Annotated in this window: 15 protein-coding genes; 12 read left to right on the top strand and 3 right to left on the bottom strand. The window is 71.1% G+C overall.

Features of this window, described 5'->3' with window-relative positions; all coding sequences use genetic code 11:
* The first annotated feature begins 1 nt into the window (after position 1).
* Entirely contained in the window at positions 2–2278 is a 2277-nt protein-coding gene (locus ACFWYW_RS18785; protein ID WP_379612067.1) for a xanthine dehydrogenase family protein molybdopterin-binding subunit, read from the top strand.
* 102 nt (positions 2279–2380) lie between these two features.
* Here the strand turns inward: ACFWYW_RS18785 and ACFWYW_RS18780 are convergent, their stop codons facing one another.
* Positions 2381–3574, bottom strand: coding sequence for a glycoside hydrolase family 1 protein (locus ACFWYW_RS18780; protein ID WP_379612066.1), 1194 nt, complete (start codon positions 3572–3574; stop codon positions 2381–2383).
* A gap of 93 nt (positions 3575–3667) precedes the next feature.
* On the opposite strand from ACFWYW_RS18780, the gene ACFWYW_RS18775 reads away from it, so the two are divergent.
* Positions 3668–4264: a TetR/AcrR family transcriptional regulator gene (locus ACFWYW_RS18775; protein WP_379612065.1), complete on the top strand. Its 597-nt coding sequence runs from the start codon at positions 3668–3670 to the stop codon at positions 4262–4264.
* Position 4265: 1 nt separating this feature from the next.
* Here ACFWYW_RS18775 and ACFWYW_RS18770 read toward each other — a convergent pair whose 3' ends face one another.
* Together ACFWYW_RS18770 and ACFWYW_RS18765 are read right to left on the bottom strand one after the other, a co-directional pair.
* Positions 4266–4718 carry a hypothetical protein gene (locus ACFWYW_RS18770; RefSeq protein WP_379612064.1) on the bottom strand — a complete coding sequence of 151 codons (453 nt, stop codon included), beginning with the start codon at positions 4716–4718 and terminating at the stop codon, positions 4266–4268.
* Between the two features lie 72 nt (positions 4719–4790).
* Positions 4791–5615 (bottom strand): alpha/beta fold hydrolase, encoded by an 825-nt coding sequence (locus ACFWYW_RS18765; protein ID WP_379612063.1) that lies wholly within the window; start codon positions 5613–5615, stop codon positions 4791–4793.
* A gap of 68 nt (positions 5616–5683) precedes the next feature.
* Here ACFWYW_RS18765 and ACFWYW_RS18760 point away from each other — a divergent pair, with 68 nt between their 5' ends.
* From ACFWYW_RS18760 to ACFWYW_RS18715, 10 genes are all read left to right on the top strand, one after another.
* Positions 5684–6253 carry a TetR/AcrR family transcriptional regulator gene (locus ACFWYW_RS18760; RefSeq protein ID WP_379612061.1) on the top strand — a complete coding sequence of 190 codons (570 nt, stop codon included), beginning with the start codon at positions 5684–5686 and terminating at the stop codon, positions 6251–6253.
* Positions 6254–6267: 14 nt separating this feature from the next.
* Entirely contained in the window at positions 6268–6891 is a 624-nt protein-coding gene (locus ACFWYW_RS18755) for a class I SAM-dependent methyltransferase (protein ID WP_379612060.1), read from the top strand.
* A 20-nt stretch (positions 6892–6911) separates the two neighbouring features.
* Positions 6912–7199 (top strand): hypothetical protein, encoded by a 288-nt coding sequence (locus ACFWYW_RS18750; protein ID WP_184972723.1) that lies wholly within the window; start codon positions 6912–6914, stop codon positions 7197–7199.
* The gene (locus ACFWYW_RS18745) at positions 7196–8401 is read left to right on the top strand and encodes a DUF6395 domain-containing protein (RefSeq protein ID WP_379612059.1); all 1206 of its coding nucleotides are present in this window, start codon (positions 7196–7198) and stop codon (positions 8399–8401) included. Before ACFWYW_RS18750 ends, ACFWYW_RS18745 begins: the two co-directional genes overlap by 4 nt.
* Entirely contained in the window at positions 8389–9240 is an 852-nt protein-coding gene (locus ACFWYW_RS18740; protein WP_379612058.1) for a M55 family metallopeptidase, read from the top strand. Before ACFWYW_RS18745 ends, ACFWYW_RS18740 begins: the two co-directional genes overlap by 13 nt.
* Positions 9237–10781 (top strand): flavin monoamine oxidase family protein, encoded by a 1545-nt coding sequence (locus ACFWYW_RS18735; RefSeq protein WP_379612057.1) that lies wholly within the window; start codon positions 9237–9239, stop codon positions 10779–10781. The genes ACFWYW_RS18740 and ACFWYW_RS18735 overlap by 4 nt, the downstream gene beginning before the upstream one ends.
* A 25-nt stretch (positions 10782–10806) precedes the next feature.
* Positions 10807–11331 (top strand): YbaK/EbsC family protein, encoded by a 525-nt coding sequence (locus tag ACFWYW_RS18730; protein ID WP_379612056.1) that lies wholly within the window; start codon positions 10807–10809, stop codon positions 11329–11331.
* A gap of 106 nt (positions 11332–11437) precedes the next feature.
* Complete coding sequence (locus ACFWYW_RS18725; protein ID WP_379612055.1) at positions 11438–13537, top strand: protein kinase; 2100 nt, start codon at positions 11438–11440, stop codon at positions 13535–13537.
* Between the two features lie 16 nt (positions 13538–13553).
* Positions 13554–15329, top strand: coding sequence for a serine/threonine-protein kinase (locus ACFWYW_RS18720; protein WP_379612054.1), 1776 nt, complete (start codon positions 13554–13556; stop codon positions 15327–15329).
* 35 nt (positions 15330–15364) lie between these two features.
* On the top strand, positions 15365–16588 hold the full coding sequence (locus tag ACFWYW_RS18715; protein WP_379612053.1) for a serine/threonine-protein kinase: 1224 nt from the start codon (positions 15365–15367) through the stop codon (positions 16586–16588).

Raw genomic sequence — 16588 nt, 5'->3', positions numbered from 1 at the left:
GATGACCATCGAACTGGCACCCGGCTCCCCGATCGGCAGCGCGACCACCCGCCGTGACGGGCCGGCCAAGGTCACCGGAGCGGCCCGCTACGCGGCGGAGTTTCAGCCGGAGGGCATGCTGCACGCCGTCCTGGTGACGAGCACGGTGCCCGCCGGCACGATCACCGCCATCGACACCACGCAGGCCGAGGCCATGCCCGGCGTTCATCTGGTGCTCACCCATCACAACGCCGCCCCGCTGTCACCCGCCCTGATGTTCCCCTTCGGCGCGGCGTTCCAGAGCCTGCTGCCGCTGCAGGACGCCAGGGTCCGCTTCTTCGGCCAGGCGATCGCGGTGGTGGTGGCCGACACCTTCGAGCAGGCCACTGACGCCGCCGCCCGGGTCCAGGCCGATTACGACACCGCCCCGTTCGTCCCGGACTTCACCGCCCCCGAAGCCACCACCTTCGGGGCCGAAGTGTGCGGCCAGATGGCCGAGGTCGTTCCCGACTACGCCCGAGGGGACGCCGACGCGGCGCTGGAGGCGGCCCAGGTGAAGCTGGATGTCACCTATACCAGCCCGCGCCAGTATCACTGCGCGATGGAACTGCACTCCACGACGGCGAGCTGGAGCGAGGACGGCGAGCTGACCGTGTGGGAGCCCACCCAGTGGACCGCCGGAGCGCGGGCCACCTTCAGCCAGTGGTTCAAGCTGCCGCTGGAGCAGGTGCGCGTCATCTCGCCCTACCTCGGCGGCGGCTTCGGTTCCAAGGGCGGGCCGCACCCGCACGCCGCGCTGGCCATCATGGCCGCCCGCGAGGCTGGACGGCCGGTCAGGCTCGTGCTGACCCGGCCGCAGCAGTTCACCTGCGTCTCGCCGCGCCCGGCGACAAGCAACCGGCTGCGCGTGGGCGCCGACCGTGACGGCAGGCTGACCGCGATCATCTACGACGCCGTCAACGAGATCTCCTTCGACGACCTGTTCATCGAGCCGTCCGGATCCCTCAGCGCCCTCACCTACCAGGTCCAGAACGTGCGGGTCGACTACCGCTTCACCCGCGTCAACGCGGTCACCCCCGCCACCATGCGCGCCCCCGGGGAGGCGATCGGCAGCTTCGCCCTGGAATCGGCCATGGACGAACTCGCCGTCGCCCTGAACCTGGACCCGATCGAACTGCGGCTGCGCAACTACTCCGACCACGACCAGGTCGCTGGCAAGCCGTGGTCGGGCAAGAACCTGCGCACGACCTACGAGATGGGCGCGCGGGCGTTCGGCTGGGCGGAGCGCGACCCCAGGCCACGCAGCATGCGCGACGGCCACGAGCTGATCGGCTGGGGCATGGCCGGAGGGATCTTCCCCACCTACAGCCATCCTTCCGCCGCCACCGTGAGGGTCCACGCCGACGCCACCATCGAAGTCCTCAGCGGCGCCACCGACCTGGGCACGGGCACTTACACCCTGCTCGCCCAAGCGGCCGCCGACATCTTCGGGGTCCCCGCGGACACGGTGACGGTACGGCTCGGCGACAGCGGCTACCCGGACGCCGCGGTGAGCGGCGGTTCGACGTTGGCCGGATCCGTGACACCGGTCGCCCACCGGGCCGCGGCCGCCGTCCGCGACGAGCTCATCCGGCTGGCCTCGGCCTTGATCGGACAGGACGCGGGTGACCTTCAGGTCAGCGGCGGCCGCGTGCACCCGACCGGCCGGCCCGAGCAGGGGCTGAGCTTCGCCGAACTGCTCGGCGCCGCCGGCCGCACGGTCGTCGAAGCCACGCACGACGACTTCGCCGGCATCCCCGCCCAGGAACGACACGACAAGTACGGCACCTTGGCGCTCAACAGGCTCCCGGCCGCCGGCACCCACTCGGTGCACTCGTGGAGCGCGGTCTTCGCCGAGGTCGCCGTCGACGAAGACCTCGGCACCATCCGGCTCCGGCGGCTGCTCGGCGCCTTCGACTGCGGCCGCGTGCTCAACCCCACCACCGCCCGCAGCCAGATGATCGGCGGCATGATCATGGCCACCGGCGCGGCCCTACTGGAGGCCGGTGTCGTGGACGCCCGCCTGGGCCGCCTGGCCAATCCCAACCTGGCCGAGTACATGCTGCCGGTGAACGCCGACATCCCCGACATCGAGGTCCTGTTCGTCAACGAACCCGACCCGTACTCCAACCCGCTCGGCTCCCGAGGCATCGGCGAGATGAGCATGACCGGCACCATCGCCGCCATCGCCAACGCCGTCCACCACGCCACCGGCAAACGCGTCCGCGACCTGCCGATCCTGATGGAGAAGATGCTCTAGTACGGGTTCAGCGCACCGACCTGATCGGAAGGACGGCGAGTGCGGCGACGACGTCGGCGACGGGCTGGAGCGACGGGTCGGCGACCGTGACGCGTGCGGCCTTCACGGCAGGTACGGCAGAGCGCGGGTGCGGCCGATCGCGCCCAGCCAGGCGGCCGACGGCTTGGGGGTGCGGGCGAACGTTTCCCGGTCGACTTGGATGAGGCCGAACGTGGGCGCGTAGGTGCCCCACTCGTAGTTGTCCAGGGCGCTCCAGTGGAAGTAGCCGCGCACGTCGACGCCGTCGGCCATCGCCTCCGCCATGCCGGTGAGGGCGGCGCCGGTGTATGCGACGCGGCGGGTGTCGTCGGCGGTGGCGATGCCGTTCTCGGTGACGATCAGCGGGACGCCGGGGACGACGGCGGCGGTGTGGCGCAGGGCGTGACCGAGCGCGGCGGGGTAGTACTCCCAGCCGGTCAGGGTGCGTTCGGCGTCCGGGGGCACGGGCAGCGGGCCGTCGGGGCCGATGCGGGTTCGGGTGTAGGACTGCACGCCGAGCCAGTCGTCGTCCGCCGCGGCCTGGAGGAAGAGGTCCTCGCGGGGGTGGGAGTAGGCGGCGGCGACGTGTTCGGCGCCGGGCAGCGGCTGGTAGACCTGGTTGGCGACGGTCCAGCCGGTACGCACGTGGGGCGCGTGGGCCTTGACCGCCTCGACCGCGCGGCGGTGGGCGTCGATGAGGGTCTGGGAGACGGCCTGGTCGGGCTCGGGCAGGCCCGCCTCGGGCATGGCGGCGCCGGTGGTGAGGAGCTGGATGAATCCGGCCATGGTGGCGAGCATGTTGGGTTCGTTGATGGTGCACACGTGCTCGACGCCTTCGGCGTACACGGGGGCGGCCGCTGCGACATAACGGGCGAACAACTCGGCGGACTCGGCCGCGTCCCAACCTCCGCGCCGGCTGAACCAGGCCGGGGTGCTGAAGTGGTGCAAGGTGAGCATGGGCCGCAGCCCGCGTTCGCGGGCGCCGTCGACCATGCGGCGGTAGTGGTCGAGGGCGGCACGGGAGAACTCGCCCGGCGCCGGTTCGATGCGGGCCCACTCGATGCTGAAGCGGTAGTCGGTGAAGCCGAGGCCGGCCAGCAGGTCCATGTCCTCGCGCCAGCGGTGGTAGCTGTCGCAGGCGTCGCCGCTGGGCTCCTTGATGTGGCCGGTGCCGGTGGAACTGTGCTCCATGGCCCACCAGTCGCTGTTGGTGTTGCCGCCTTCGGTCTGGTGGGCGGAGGTGGAGGCTCCCCAGAGGAAACCATCAGGAAGAGGCACGAACGGGTCCTTCCAGGTGGGGGGTGGATGGCGCCTCAGCGTAGCCACGAAAACCTTGAACCTCAATAGTTTCGTGTCGCTAGAATCCTCCGCGTGAGCGCACCACGGGGCCCCTACGCCAAGACCTCGGCCAAACGAGAGCAGATCCTCCGCGCCGCCCTGGAGATCTACGCCGAGGCCGGAAGCCGCAAGGTGTCGGTGCGCGACATCGCCAAACGGGTCGGCATGACCGACACCGGAGTCCTGCACCACTTCGGCAGCCGCGAAGCCCTGCTGACCGCCGTACTCGAGGCCAGGGACGAGATCAGCGCCGAGATGTACGGCAGCGCCCTCACCGACCCTCCGGCCGGGGTGAAGATGCTGGCCGACAACGTCTCCACGCCGGGCCTGGTCAAGCTCTTCCTCGACGTGGCTGCGGCCGCCGCCGAGCCCGAGCATCCGGCGCACGACTTCTTCGCCGAGCGCTACGCCCGTTTCCGCCGCGAGGGCGCCGCCGCCCTGGCCGACCCCGTCCTCGCTCCCGACCCCGACCCCGGCCCCGGTCGGATCGACAGCGAGTGGGCCGCGCGGATCCTGATCGCCGCCCTGGACGGGCTGCAGATCCAGTGGTTGCTGGAGCCGGAGATCGACATGGCGGCCGACCTCGCCGCCCTGCACCGCACGCTCCTGGCGGCCCTGCGCTCGCCCTGAACTACAGATGGAAGGGCGCGGTTTCCACCTTCACGCGCAGCCAGAACCTGTCGTCGAGTTCGAGCTTGCAGTTGATTTTGTAGGTGTTCTCATTCCCGCCGCTGATCGTCGAGCCGCCGGTGTCCACACGCCTCGTGACGTTCGGTCCCTGACGAATCTCGTATCCGGTGTGCGAATGCCAGGTCGCCGAGATGCCGTTCCAGTGGCGGTGAACAGGGAAGCACCAGATGCGCATTTTTCGGGTCTTGGCGCAGGATCCAAAGCCCCGGTAGGTGTACCTGTTCGCGTTCCTGTTCCAGCTGACCACGGCCTTCACCGTGCAGCCGAAGGCGCTCGCCGCACGCGAACTGCCCCCGACGGGGCCGGCGGCGTCGGCGGGAGCCGCGCACAGACTCAGCCCGGAAACGAGAACGACCGCCCCCGTGGCCAGTACGCGTAATCGCCCATGACCCATCGAAGATCACCTCGACAGCTTGTCCAGGGTCCTTTCTCAGGCTTACCAGACCGGTGAAACCGCGTCGAGGGGCTATCCGGGGTCATCGACCCGGTTGGTGAGCAGTCGCCCGAGCTCTCGGCAGAACGCCGCCGGTTCAGTGAGGTGGGCCAGGTGGCCGCCGGGGAACTCCGCGACCTGGAGGCCGAGCCGGTCGGCGAGTTCCATGGTCGCCCGGTAGCAGGGATACCCGCGCGAGGCCCGGCCCACCGCTGGGATGATCTTGGTGCGCCGCGCGGCCAGGGCGGTCAGATCGAGCGTGCCCGCGGGATACGACCGGAGCTCATGCTCGAACCAGTGCGCCACATTCGCCCGTATCGGTGGGATGAGCAGGTGGAGTCCCCTGCCGGCGTTCATGGCCTTGCGGTCGGGCTCGGCGAACGTGTTCTCGCGGAACAACTTCAGCGCGGGCCGCATACCGTGCCGGCGGTAGGTGGCGTACGCGTCGTGGAACAGGTCGATCCAGCGCTGCCCGTCGGGCAGCAGGCGCATCGCGGGTGGTTCGAACGGTACGACGGCGTCCACGTGGCCGGGATGCCGGGTGAGGAGTTCCAATGCCACCAGCGCGCCCGAGCTCTCGCCGAACACGGCGGCGGGCCGGGCGCCGACGTGTTCGATCAGCCGAGCGGCGTCATCCGCGTCGACGGCCAGCAGGGATTCGCCGGGCTGCTCCTGGGCGCGGCTGCCGGAGAACCCGCGACGCGCGTAACGAACCACGGTGTACTCGGCCGCCAGCCGTCGCGCGACCCGCGCGAACGCGAGGCCGGTGCCGCCCGCGCCGGGTATCAGCAGCAGCGTCCGCCCGGCCCCGGTCGTCGTGTACGAGAGCACGGCGCCGGGCACCTGAAGTTTCGGCATGCGCGACACTCTAAGAGACACATTGTTGGTAGACAAGACACTTTGTCTACAGCCTGTACGCTACGAGGATGGCCGCGCAGTGGAAGGAGATCGTCGAGGCGCACCGCCGCGACGCCCGCGAGACGATCCTCGACGCCACGGCGACCCTGGTCGCCGAACGAGGACTTACCGGGGTGACGATGTCGAGCATCGCCGCCGAGGCCGGAATCGGACGCGCCACCCTGTACAAGTACTTCTCCGATATCGAGGCGATTCTGCACGCGTGGCACCAGCGCCACGTCGAGCACCATCTCCAGCGGCTGGAGCAGGTCCGTGCGCTGGCCACCGATCCGGGTGAACGCCTCGAAGCCGTGCTGACCGCCTGCGCCGAGCTGGCCCACCACCGCCCGGACACCGGTCTGGCCGCCCAATTGCACCGCGACCAGGACGTGGCCGGCGCCTACCATCGTGTCCACACCATGGTCCGCGACCTGATCGCCGATGCCGCCGAGTCCGGCGTCGTCCGCGCCGACGCCGCCCCGGACGAGCTGGCCGCGTACTGCCTGCACGCGCTCACCGCGGCCACCGGGATGCCGTCGGAGGCCGCGGTCCATCGCCTTGTCGCCATCACCTTGAACGGCCTGTGCGCATCCCGATAGGAGACGGCCACCCCGTGCCAGACGAGACGTACTGGAACACCAATGTCGCCCGCCACTCCGGGATTCTGCGCGAGGTGCCGCAGGGGTGCGCGGAGGCGCTGGACGTGGGCTGCGGGGACGGCCTGCTCGTTGCGAAGCTGGCAGGGAAGGCCGGGCGGGTCACCGGCGTGGACACCTCGCCGGAGATGATCGCGCGCGCCCGGGAGCGGACCGGAGGAAGCCGGGACGTCGTTCTCCTGGAGTGCGACTTCCTCGTCGCCGACCTGCCGCGAGAGGGGTTCGACTTCATCTGCTCGGTGTCCACGATCCACCACATGGACTTCGAGGCGGGTCTGGTCAGGATGCGCGAGCTGCTGCGTCCCGGCGGCAGGCTGGTGGTGGTCGGGCTGGCCCGCGACGTCACCCTGGCGGACTGGCTGGTCAGGGTCCCGGGGCTGGCCGTCGTATGGCTGATCAAGAAGGTGCGCCGGGCCGCCGGGCCGCCGGGCATGCCCGCCGCCGACGTCCAGATGGGATACGGGCAGGTACGGCAGAAGGCCCGGCGACTGCTGCCCGGATCGCGGTACCGCCGCCACCTGCTGCGCCGGTATTCGGTGATCTGGGAGAAGCCCGGGAGAACAGCCGAATATGGGGGCTGATGCCGGTATGGTGACGGTTCATGATGCGCGTCCTGGTTCCTGTACGGCTGCGTAGGGCGGTACGTGGCTGGTTCGACTCCCGGTACATCTCGGTCGCGGATCATCGCCAGGACATCAAGGACGCCCTCTGGGAGGTCCAGACGCTCCGGCGCGAGGTCGTCACCCTCCAGCAGGAGGTCAGGCAGCTCACCTCCAGGACCGGTGACGCGCAGCGGCTGTCCAAGGAGACGGCGGACGCGCTCGACCACGTCCTGCAGAACGAGGTGCTGGTCTGGCAGGCGATAGACGGGCTCAAGGAGCGCTCGTGAGGGTCGTCTGGGACGGCGCCGGGCTGACCTTCCGCCTCGACCCCGAGGACGAGATCACCGGCAGGGCGGCCGACGAGCACCCGGTCAAGCTCAGGACCAGCTCGTGTGCGTTCGGCGGCGTGCCGGACGACGCGCACCCCGACCTGTTCGCCGTGGCCGCCTGGTCGGTCGTCGCGCCCTGGACACGCAGGCGGATCACGTTCGACCGGCCCGTCTCCGCCGAGGTGGCGCGGGCGTTGCACGACGGGTGGCGGATCGAGGCGGGCCCCGTCGGCGGGCCGCCCAGGAGCCAGGGCCGGACGCTGGCGATCTCCTACAGCGGCGGCGCCGACTCCGTCGCGGCCGCGGCGATCTTCCCCGAGGCGCCGTTCGTGCACTTCAGACGAGTGCCGCACCCGAGGGTGCCCAACCGGTGGACCCACTACCGCTCCGACGTGCTGGCCGAACTGGCGAAGAAGACGGGCCGCGAGCTGACCACGGTCACCTCCGACCTGGAGTTCACGCTCGCCGAGCCGCGCCCCGGCTACCCCGAGCACCACGCCGTCGCGGCGGGCGCGCTGCTGCTCGCCGACCGGATGGACCTCGGCGGGCTGGCGTTCGGCTACGAGCTCGGCTCACGGTGGCTGGGCGGTGACCGGTACCTGCTGCGGTTCACGCCGGACAACCCGATGTGGGCGCCGCACGGGGCGTGGGGCCGGTTGTTCGCCGCAGCGGGCGTGCCCATCGTGCTGCCGGTCGGCGGGGTCAGCGAGGCCGTGACGATGCGGCTGGCGCTCGGCTCCGCGCTCAGGGCCCAGGTCCGCTGGTGTCTCCAGGGCGGCGACGGGCCCTGCCGTACCTGCGGGAAGTGTTTCTACAAGGAGATCATCCAGGCCGCCGTGGAGCGGCGGCCCCTCGACACGCCGCTCACCGCCGACCGCGCCGTGGTGCGCAAGTGGCTGCGCAAGCCGCCTTACGGCGGCATGGAGATGATCGAGTACGGCCTGGCCCGCATCCCCGGTGTGGAAAGCTCCATACTTGCCGGAGCCCTCGACTACTTCGACGCCACGGAGGAGTCCACGAGCTGGCTGGAGCGCTGCTACCCGCCCGCCCTGGCGGAGATCCCCGAGCCGTGGCGCGAGCCGGCGAGTGCGTTCATGGCGGACAACGCCGGGCTGATGACGCCCGGCGAGGCACGGCGTGTGGAGGAATGGGGATCGTGAAGGTCTACCTGTCGGTCGACATGGAAGGCGTGACCGGGCTGACCGACCCGGAGGAGATGCACGCGGGCAAGCGCGGCTACGAACGCGGCTGCGAGCTCATGACGGCCGACGCCAACGCGGCGATCGAGGGAGCGTTCGCCGCCGGTGCGACGAACGTGCTGGTCAACGACGCGCACGGCTCCACGAAGAACCTGCGGATCGACCTGCTCGACCCGCGCGCCACCCTCATCAGAGGGCCGGGCAAGTCGCAGCGGATGGCCCAGGGACTCGACGCCTCCTTCCAGGCCGCCTGCTTCGTCGGCTACCACGCCATGGCCGGGGTGCCGCACGGGGTGCTCAACCACACGTGGATGGGCAAGGAGATCCAGAACGTCTACCTCAACGGCGAGGTCTGCGGCGAGACCAGGATCGTGGCCGCGTGCGCCGGGTTTCACGGGGTGCCGGTGGTGCTGGTCGCCGGGGACGAGGCGGTCGGCGAGGAGGCGCGCGAGCTGCTCGGCGACGTCGAGACGGTCGCGGTCAAGAAGGGCATCGACAAGTTCTCCGCCGAACTGCTGCCGCCGAGCGTGGCCCAGGCCAGGATCCGGGAGGCGACGGAGCGGGCGCTGAACCGGGTCGCGGACTTCACGCCCTATGCGGTGGCGGCGCCGTACACGCTGGGAGTGGAGTGGAACTCCACCGCCATCGCGGCGGCGGTGGCGCTGATCCCGGGTGTGAAGACGGCGGGGACGCGCCACATCGAGTTCACGACCGACGACTTCACCCAGATCATGGCGCTGTTCGGGCTGTTCGCGACCATCGGCGGTCAGGTCGCCTGCGGAAGTGGCCCTTACGGATGAACACGGTCACCCGGCGTGGGCTCCTGGTCGGGATCGGCGCGGCCGGGGGTGCGGGGGCGATGTACGCGGCGATGGGGGCGCTGGGGCTGGCGCCCGGCGAACAGGAGAAGGCGTTCACGCCGCCGTCACCGGGCGACTTCACGCTGCGCGGCAGGGCCGCGGCCAAGGTGGTGATCATCGGGGCGGGGGTCGCGGGGCTGACGGCCGCGTACGAGCTGGGCAAGGCCGGTTACGACTGCACGCTGCTGGAGGCGCGGGCGCAGGCGGGCGGGCGGAACCTGACGCTGCGCGGCGGCGACCGGCTGACCGAGATGAGCGGGCCCGCGCAGGATGTGCGGTTCGGGGAGGGCGTGTACTTCAACGCCGGACCCGGGCGGATCGCGCCGTGGATGGTCACCATGGACTACTGCCGCGAGCTGGGCATTCCGATCGAGGCGTTCATCAACAACAACGCCAACGCGTTCGTGCACACCAACGGGCAGACGGTCCGGGCGAAGGCCGCCCGAGCCGACATGTACGGATATATCGCCGAACTCCTCGCCAAAGCCACAAATGTCGGCCAGCTCAACCGCAAGCTCACCAAGGACGACAAGGAACGGCTGCTGGAGTTCCTGCGCCGCTTCGGCGACCTCGGCCCGGCCTACGACTACAACGGCTCCGCCCGCCGCGGATTCGTGAAATATCCGGCCACCCAGAACGGCATCCAGCTCGACCCGCCCGGCTCGCTCCACCAGGTCCTCGCCGCCGCCACCGGCCGCGCCATCACCAACGACTTCGGCTACGAACAGGCCACTCCCATGTTCCAGCCGGTCGGCGGCATGGACGCCATCGTCAAGGCCCTGACCGCCGCCGTCGGCCCCGAACGCATCAGGACCGGCGTCCAGGTCACCGAAGTCACCACCCGCGAGAAGGACGTCCAGGTCACCTGGAACGGCGGCGCCCTCACCGCCGACTACTGCCTGGCCACGCTCCCGCCGCACATCCTCGCCAGGATGACGCACAACCTCGGCGCCGACGTCACGGCCGCCCTGAAACGGCCCATCCCGGTCGCCGCCGGCAAGATCGGCCTGGAGTACGGCCGGCGCTGGTGGGAGATCGACGACCGGATCTACGGCGGCATCACCGAGACCGACCTCGACATCACCCACATCTGGTACCCCTCCCACGGCTACCACTCCCGGCGCGGCCTCATCGTCGGCTACTACACCAGCGACGAGCACGCCGAGCTGTACGGCGCCCTGACCCCCGAGGACCGCCGCCGCCGGGCACTCACCCAGGGTAAGAAGATCCACGGCGAGAAGTACCGGGCCGAGCTGCTGTCCGACGTCTCCGTCGCCTGGGAACGCCAGCCGCACATCCAGGGCGGATGGGCCCGCTGGCCCGCCTTTGATTCGTCCTTCACTCTTCTGCAACGCCCCAGCGGAAGGGTTTACTTCGCGGGTGACTGGCTCACCCACCTGATCGCCTGGCAGGCGGGGGCCATGGAGTCCGCGCGCAACGCCGTCACGCAGCTGCATCAACGAGTGCTGCAGTCACCGTAACGACGGCGGGCGTAAGGTCCTGAGGATGGAAGAGACTTTGCACTGGCAGCCCGCGGCGACACACACCGAGCTCCTCGCCGGCCCGGTGGCCGAGGCGGTGCGCGCGCTCGCCGACGACGACGTCCACGTGGCCGCGATCGACCCCGGCCTGGCCGACACCGCCGCGTTCTGTGAGAGGTACGGCGTGGCACTCGACGAGTCGGCCAACTGCGTGATCGTGGCCGGAAAGCGGGGCGGTGAGGTGCGGTACGCGGCGTGCATGGTGCTGGCGACCATGCGGGCCGACGTCAACGGCGTCATCCGCAAGCATCTCGACGTCCGCAAGTCCAGCTTCGCGCCGATGGCCGAGGCGGTCGAGCTGACCGGCATGGAGTACGGCGGCATCACCCCGCTCGGACTGCCTGCGGACTGGCCTATCCTGGTTGATTCGAACGTGGCATCGCATAACAGGGTCGTCATCGGCAGCGGCGTGCGCAGGTCCAAGCTCGCCGTCTCCGGGGCGCTGCTGGCCGGGTTGAAGGGCGCCGAGGTGCTCGATCTGGCCAATTGAGACGTATTCGAGACCGTTGGATGGGAAACCGATGGGGCTGATCCGGACGTTGTACGAGTGGGAATGTGGCCCCATGGTTCATCTCGTGGGCGGGGATTAAGCCGGTATGGTGCTTCATGCCATGAACGATGACCGACTTGGCCCTTACCGGCTGCTCAGGCGGCTCGGTGAAGGCGGAATGGGCGTTGTCCACCTCGCTGTCGATCAGCATGGTCGGCAGGTGGCGGTCAAGGTCCTGCGTGCCGAGGTCGCCGGCGACGAGGTCGCCAGGCGGCGGCTCTCGCGCGAGGTCGAGACGATGCGGCGGGTGCGCAGCAAGTACATCGCCGAGGTGGTCGACGCCGACGTCACGGGTCATCGGCCGTACATCGTCACCCGGTACGTGGCCGGGCGCGCCCTCGACGAGATCGTCAGGGACGACGGCCCGCTGGAGCTGCCCGCGCTGCTCGCGGTCGCGCACGGCGTGGCCTCCGCGCTGTCCGCCGTCCACTCCGTGGGCGTGATCCACCGCGACCTCAAGCCGGGCAACGTGCTCATCCTCGACGGCCAGCCGGTGCTGATCGACTTCGGCATCGCCCAGGCGGTCGACGCCACCCGGCTGACCCAGACCGGCATGTTCATCGGCACGCCCGGCTACCTCGCGCCCGAGATCATCGAGGGCCAGGAGGCGGGGCCGGAGGTCGACGTGCACGCCTGGGCGGGCACGTTGCTCTTCGCCGGCACCGGCCTGCCGCCCTTCGGCAAGGGCACACTGGAGATGATCTTCTACAACATCACCGCGGGCAAGGCCGACGTGAGCGCGGCCCCGGCGGTGCTGCAGCCGCTGCTGAAGGCGGCCTTCCAGCGCAACCCCGCCAGGCGGCCCAAGGCGGCCGAACTGGCGGAGCAGACCGCGCGGCTGCTGCCCAAGTCGGCCAGAACCGTCCCGGACGAGATCTCCACCGTCCCCCGCACGGACCGTACCGGCGACTCCCAGGCCCCGGCCCTGCCTCCCCAGCAGTACGTCTCCCTGCTCCCCAACGGCCCCCAGAACGGCGGCCAGGCCCCGCCCGCCACCTCAGGTCCGCAGCAGGGCCAGACCCCGCCGGCCCCCTCGGACCCACGCCAGGGCCAAAGCGGCCAAAGCGGCCAGGGCGATCAGGGCGGTCAGGGCGGTCGGGGACACGGCGGTCAGGGCCCGCACGTCAGCACGTATCCCCCGCACGGCCAGCAGCCCCCGCACGCCGCGTCGGGAGCGCAGGCGCCACCTCAGCACGGCGCGCCCCCGCCCGGCCCCGCGCATTCCGACCAGCACGCCCGGCCGCCCGGTTACCAGCCGGCTCCCGCCCAGGGCGACCCGTGGCCCACCCGCAGGGTCACGCCGGAAGAGCTGCGTCAGATGCAGGACGGCGGCGGCGCCCCCAGCGTGCCGTGGCCGGGTCAGCAGGGCTGGCACAACAGCTACCCGCCCCCTCCGCGCGAGGGCGACGTGCCGACCGCGCGGGTGCGCTCCGAGCCGCCGCCCTACGTTCCGGTGCAGGCGCCGCCGCATCAGCAGCAGTACCCGCAGGACCCGGCCACGCGCCGCGAGCCGTACATCCCGGGAGTACGTCCGGGACAGCTCCTGCAGCGGTCCCGCGCGTACGGCGTGGCCGGCGCGATGCTCCTGATCATCATGATCGTCCTGGCTGCGCTCGCCCCGGTCCTCGTGGCCCTGGTGGCGCTCCCGGTCGCCCTGCTCCTGCGCGCCGCGGACCTGGCCCAGCCCGAGCTGAGCGCGCGCCGCTCCACCGGCGCCGCCGCGCTCGACGTGCTGCGTGTCTTCGGCCACCCGAAGGCGCTGGTCAAGTCGGCGGGGATCACGCTGGCGCTGGTCCTGTACGCCGCCATCCTCGGGCTGCCGGTCACCCTCCTGCTCACGGTGCTGGGCAGGAGCGAGCCGGAGAACGCCCTGGCCTGGGGCGCGGCCGTCGCCATCTGGACCATTTGCGCCGGTCCCGGCGTCGAGGGACCTGGCCGCCAGATGCGCAGGACCCTCTCATCCCTCGTACCCTCAAGGACAGCGGCCATGGTGATGGCCGGGGTGCTCGCGGCGGGCGCCGCGCTTTCACTGGTGCTCGCCATCGGTACGTTCGGCACGTCGCCGAATTTGCGCGCAGTATGGACACCAGCGAACGTCTCGCAGCTGGAAGATCAGCTCGGGAAACTGTCGAAGTCGGGGGGATGATGCAGGGAGCCAGGCGATGAACACGCAGGTTCCAGAGCGGCTCGGGCCGTACCGGCTGGTCAGGAAGATCGGCGAGGGCGGCATGGGCGTGGTCCACCTGGGCATGGACGCCGACGGCGGCCAGGTGGCCATCAAAGTCCTGCACCCGCATGTCGCCGCCGACCTCAAGGCGCGCGACCGGCTCACCCGCGAGGTCGAGACCATGCGGCGCGTGCGCAGTTCGCACGTGGCCGAGGTGCTCGACGCCGAGCTCGTGGGCGGGCAGCCGTACGTCGTGACCCGGTTCGCGCCGGGCCGTACGCTGGAGGACACCGTCCTCGCCGACGGGGCGCTGCGTGACTACGAGCTGGTCCGGCTGGCGCGCGGGCTCTGTCAGGCGCTCGTGGCCATCCACGCGGCCGACGTGATCCACCGCGACTTCAAGCCCTCCAACGTCATGCTCGTGGGCGGGGAGCCGCTGGTCATCGACTTCGGCATCGCGCACCTGGTCAACGCCACGCGGCTGACCCAGACCGGGATGTTCGTCGGCACGCCCGGCTATCTGGCGCCCGAGATCATCCGCGACTCGGAGATCACCCAGGCGGCCGATGTGCACGCGCTGGCCTCCACCGTCTTCTTCGCCGCCACGGGCGCGCCGCCGTTCGGCACGGGCACGTTCGAGGCGGTCTGCTTCAACATCATGGAAGGCCGGGCCCAGCTCGACAAGGCGCCGATGTGGCTGCGCGGCTGGCTGAGCCGTGCCCTGCAGGTCGACGCCCGCTCGCGGCCCGGCGCCCAGGAACTCCTGCGGATGGCCAGGCAGCTCGACCCGACCAGGACCGCCTTCCACGAGGTGCCCACCGCGCCGCCGCCCTCGTCGGGCACGCGCGTGCTGCCCGCCGGTGACAACTACTCCGATCTGCTGCCGCCGGTCGAGTACGCCAAGCCGCCGCGGGTGGAGAAGCAGCGGGTGGAGAAGCCGCCGCCCGCGCCGCGCAACCCCACGCCGCCGCCCTACGTGCCGGCGCCGTTGCCGCGTACCGACCAGCGGGTCGCCGGTTATCCGGCGCCGCCCCAGGTGCGTCCCTATACGCCGCCGCCCGCGCCGCAGACGCAGGCCAGGCCGTACACGCCGCCGGGGGAGCGCAAGCGCTTCGTCGTCGGCAGCCAGCTCGTCGGGTTCTTGCTGCTCGTCGGGCTGACCGCGATGACGGTCATGGTCCCGGTCACCGTCGGCGCGGTCGCCATCGCGCTCGCGGTCGTGCTGCGCGTCGGCGAGTACCTGTTCGGCGAGATGGTGAACCGGCGGCGGGCCCGCGGCGGAGGCAGCTCGGCCGACGCGTTGCTGGCGATCGTCGGCACCCCGTGGGCGCTGGTGAAGGCCGCTCTGATGACCCTCGTGCACGTGCCGCTCGCCCTGGCCTTCGGCGCGATCGTCTGGGGCATCCTGCGCTGGGGCGGCGGCATGAGCATCAACGGCGCCGCCGCCTACGCCGCCGGGGCCTTCACGCTCGGCCTGTTCGTCCTGCCCGGCGGCGGCGCTCCGCGCAAGGCCGTGACCCGCAGCCTGACGAGCGTGCTGCGCACTCCTGGCGCCGCCCTGGTCGCTACGGTGGCCGTCGGCACCCTGACCCTGCTGGCGGTGTTGTTCGCCTTCAGCCAGAAGACCGTCTGGACCCCCTGGGAGCCTCCCTCCGAAGTCATCGACCGCCTGACCGCCCAAGCCCAGGACGGCGCCGTCAGCCTCCTCACCGGTCTGGCCGACGACCTGCTCAAGAAGACAGGGCTGGGATTCTTGTCACCCTGGTCCTGAGTGTCCCGTCCCTGCCACCGGGGGAAAGGATGGGTATGAGCGAGCAACTGGGGCCGTACCGGTTGCTGTCCCGGCTCGGCGCGGGCGGGTTCGGCGAGGTGCATCTCGCGCTCGACGCCGAGGGCCGGACGGTGGCGGTCAAGATTCTGCATCCGCACGTGGCCGCCGACGATGCCGCTCTGACCAGGCTGGCGCGTGAGGTCGAGACGATGCGGCGGGTGCGCGGGGCGCGGGTGGCGGAGGTGCTGGACGCCTCCTTGGACGGCGAGCGGCCCTACCTGGTGACCAGGTATGTGCAGGGGAAGCCGCTGTCCGCCGTCACGGTGCCGGTCGCCGATCTGCGACTGCTGGCTTCCGGGCTGGCCGAGGCGCTGTCGGCCATGCACGAGGCGGGCGTGACCCATCGAGACCTCAAACCGGCCAACGTGATGATGGCCGACGGCGAGCCGGTGGTGATCGACTTCGGGATCGCGCTCGCGCTCGACTCCCTGTCGGTGACCGCCTCGGGCGCGGTGATCGGGACGCCCGGCTATCTCGCGCCGGAACTGCTGGAAGGGCGGGAGGCGGGGATCGAGGCCGACGTGTTCTCCTTCGGCGCCACCATGGCCTATGCCGCCACGGGGCGGGAGCCGTACGGGAAGGGGCCCGCCTCCGCGGTCGCCTACCGGGTGGTCCATCACGAGCCCGACCTCGACGGCGTGCCGGAGTGGCTGGCCCCGCTCCTGCGCGAGTGCCTGGCGCGCGAGCCCGCCGCGCGGCCGACGGCCGCGCGCATCTGTGCCGTGCTGGGCGCCACACCGGCCCCGCGCGGCGGTCACACCCGCGGACCTTCCTCCGGTACGGCGCAGCCGCGGGTCCTGGTGGCCGATCCGCACGCCGAGCCCACCCGCGAATGGCGGCCCGGCGTCCGGCGGGACGTGGATCTGGAGCGCGCGCTGCACCGGGAGAAGGTGCGCAGGCGGTGGGTGATCGGGTCGGGGCTGTTCGTGTCGCTGCTGGCCGCGGCGGCCCGTGTGCATCTGCCCGAGGTGTCGCTGTTCCTGCTGTCGGCCTTCGCGCTGGCGATCGTGGCCGACGCGGGGGTGGCGCTGGCCTCGCGGCGGCCGTTCAGGAGGCGCAGGATCGTGGCGGACCTGGCGACGATGGCGGGGACGGGTGCGTTGTGGTTCGGGCTGAGCACGTTCTTCAGCCCGCTCACTCTGGCCGTGTTCGCCGGGACCGCGCTGGTGGCCGGTGTGGTCTTCCTCATGTCGGCCTGA

The organism is Nonomuraea sp. NPDC059023 (genome assembly GCF_042740095.1).
Taxonomy (GTDB): domain Bacteria; phylum Actinomycetota; class Actinomycetes; order Streptosporangiales; family Streptosporangiaceae; genus Nonomuraea.
This window is presented reverse-complemented; position numbering and strand designations above follow the sequence as displayed.

What these genes read in the sequence shown, in the direction of transcription:
- ACFWYW_RS18785 (WP_379612067.1), top strand. Translation starts at nt 2, where the DNA reads ATGACCATCGAACTGGCACCCGGCTCCCCGATCGGCAGCGCGACCACC.
- ACFWYW_RS18770 (WP_379612064.1), bottom strand. Translation starts at nt 4,718, where the DNA reads ATGGGTCATGGGCGATTACGCGTACTGGCCACGGGGGCGGTCGTTCTC.
- ACFWYW_RS18765 (WP_379612063.1), bottom strand. Translation starts at nt 5,615, where the DNA reads ATGCCGAAACTTCAGGTGCCCGGCGCCGTGCTCTCGTACACGACGACC.
- ACFWYW_RS18760 (WP_379612061.1), top strand. Translation starts at nt 5,684, where the DNA reads ATGGCCGCGCAGTGGAAGGAGATCGTCGAGGCGCACCGCCGCGACGCC.
- ACFWYW_RS18750 (WP_184972723.1), top strand. Translation starts at nt 6,912, where the DNA reads ATGATGCGCGTCCTGGTTCCTGTACGGCTGCGTAGGGCGGTACGTGGC.
- ACFWYW_RS18740 (WP_379612058.1), top strand. Translation starts at nt 8,389, where the DNA reads ATGGGGATCGTGAAGGTCTACCTGTCGGTCGACATGGAAGGCGTGACC.
- ACFWYW_RS18735 (WP_379612057.1), top strand. Translation starts at nt 9,237, where the DNA reads ATGAACACGGTCACCCGGCGTGGGCTCCTGGTCGGGATCGGCGCGGCC.
- ACFWYW_RS18730 (WP_379612056.1), top strand. Translation starts at nt 10,807, where the DNA reads ATGGAAGAGACTTTGCACTGGCAGCCCGCGGCGACACACACCGAGCTC.
- ACFWYW_RS18725 (WP_379612055.1), top strand. Translation starts at nt 11,438, where the DNA reads ATGGTGCTTCATGCCATGAACGATGACCGACTTGGCCCTTACCGGCTG.
- ACFWYW_RS18720 (WP_379612054.1), top strand. Translation starts at nt 13,554, where the DNA reads ATGAACACGCAGGTTCCAGAGCGGCTCGGGCCGTACCGGCTGGTCAGG.
- ACFWYW_RS18715 (WP_379612053.1), top strand. Translation starts at nt 15,365, where the DNA reads ATGAGCGAGCAACTGGGGCCGTACCGGTTGCTGTCCCGGCTCGGCGCG.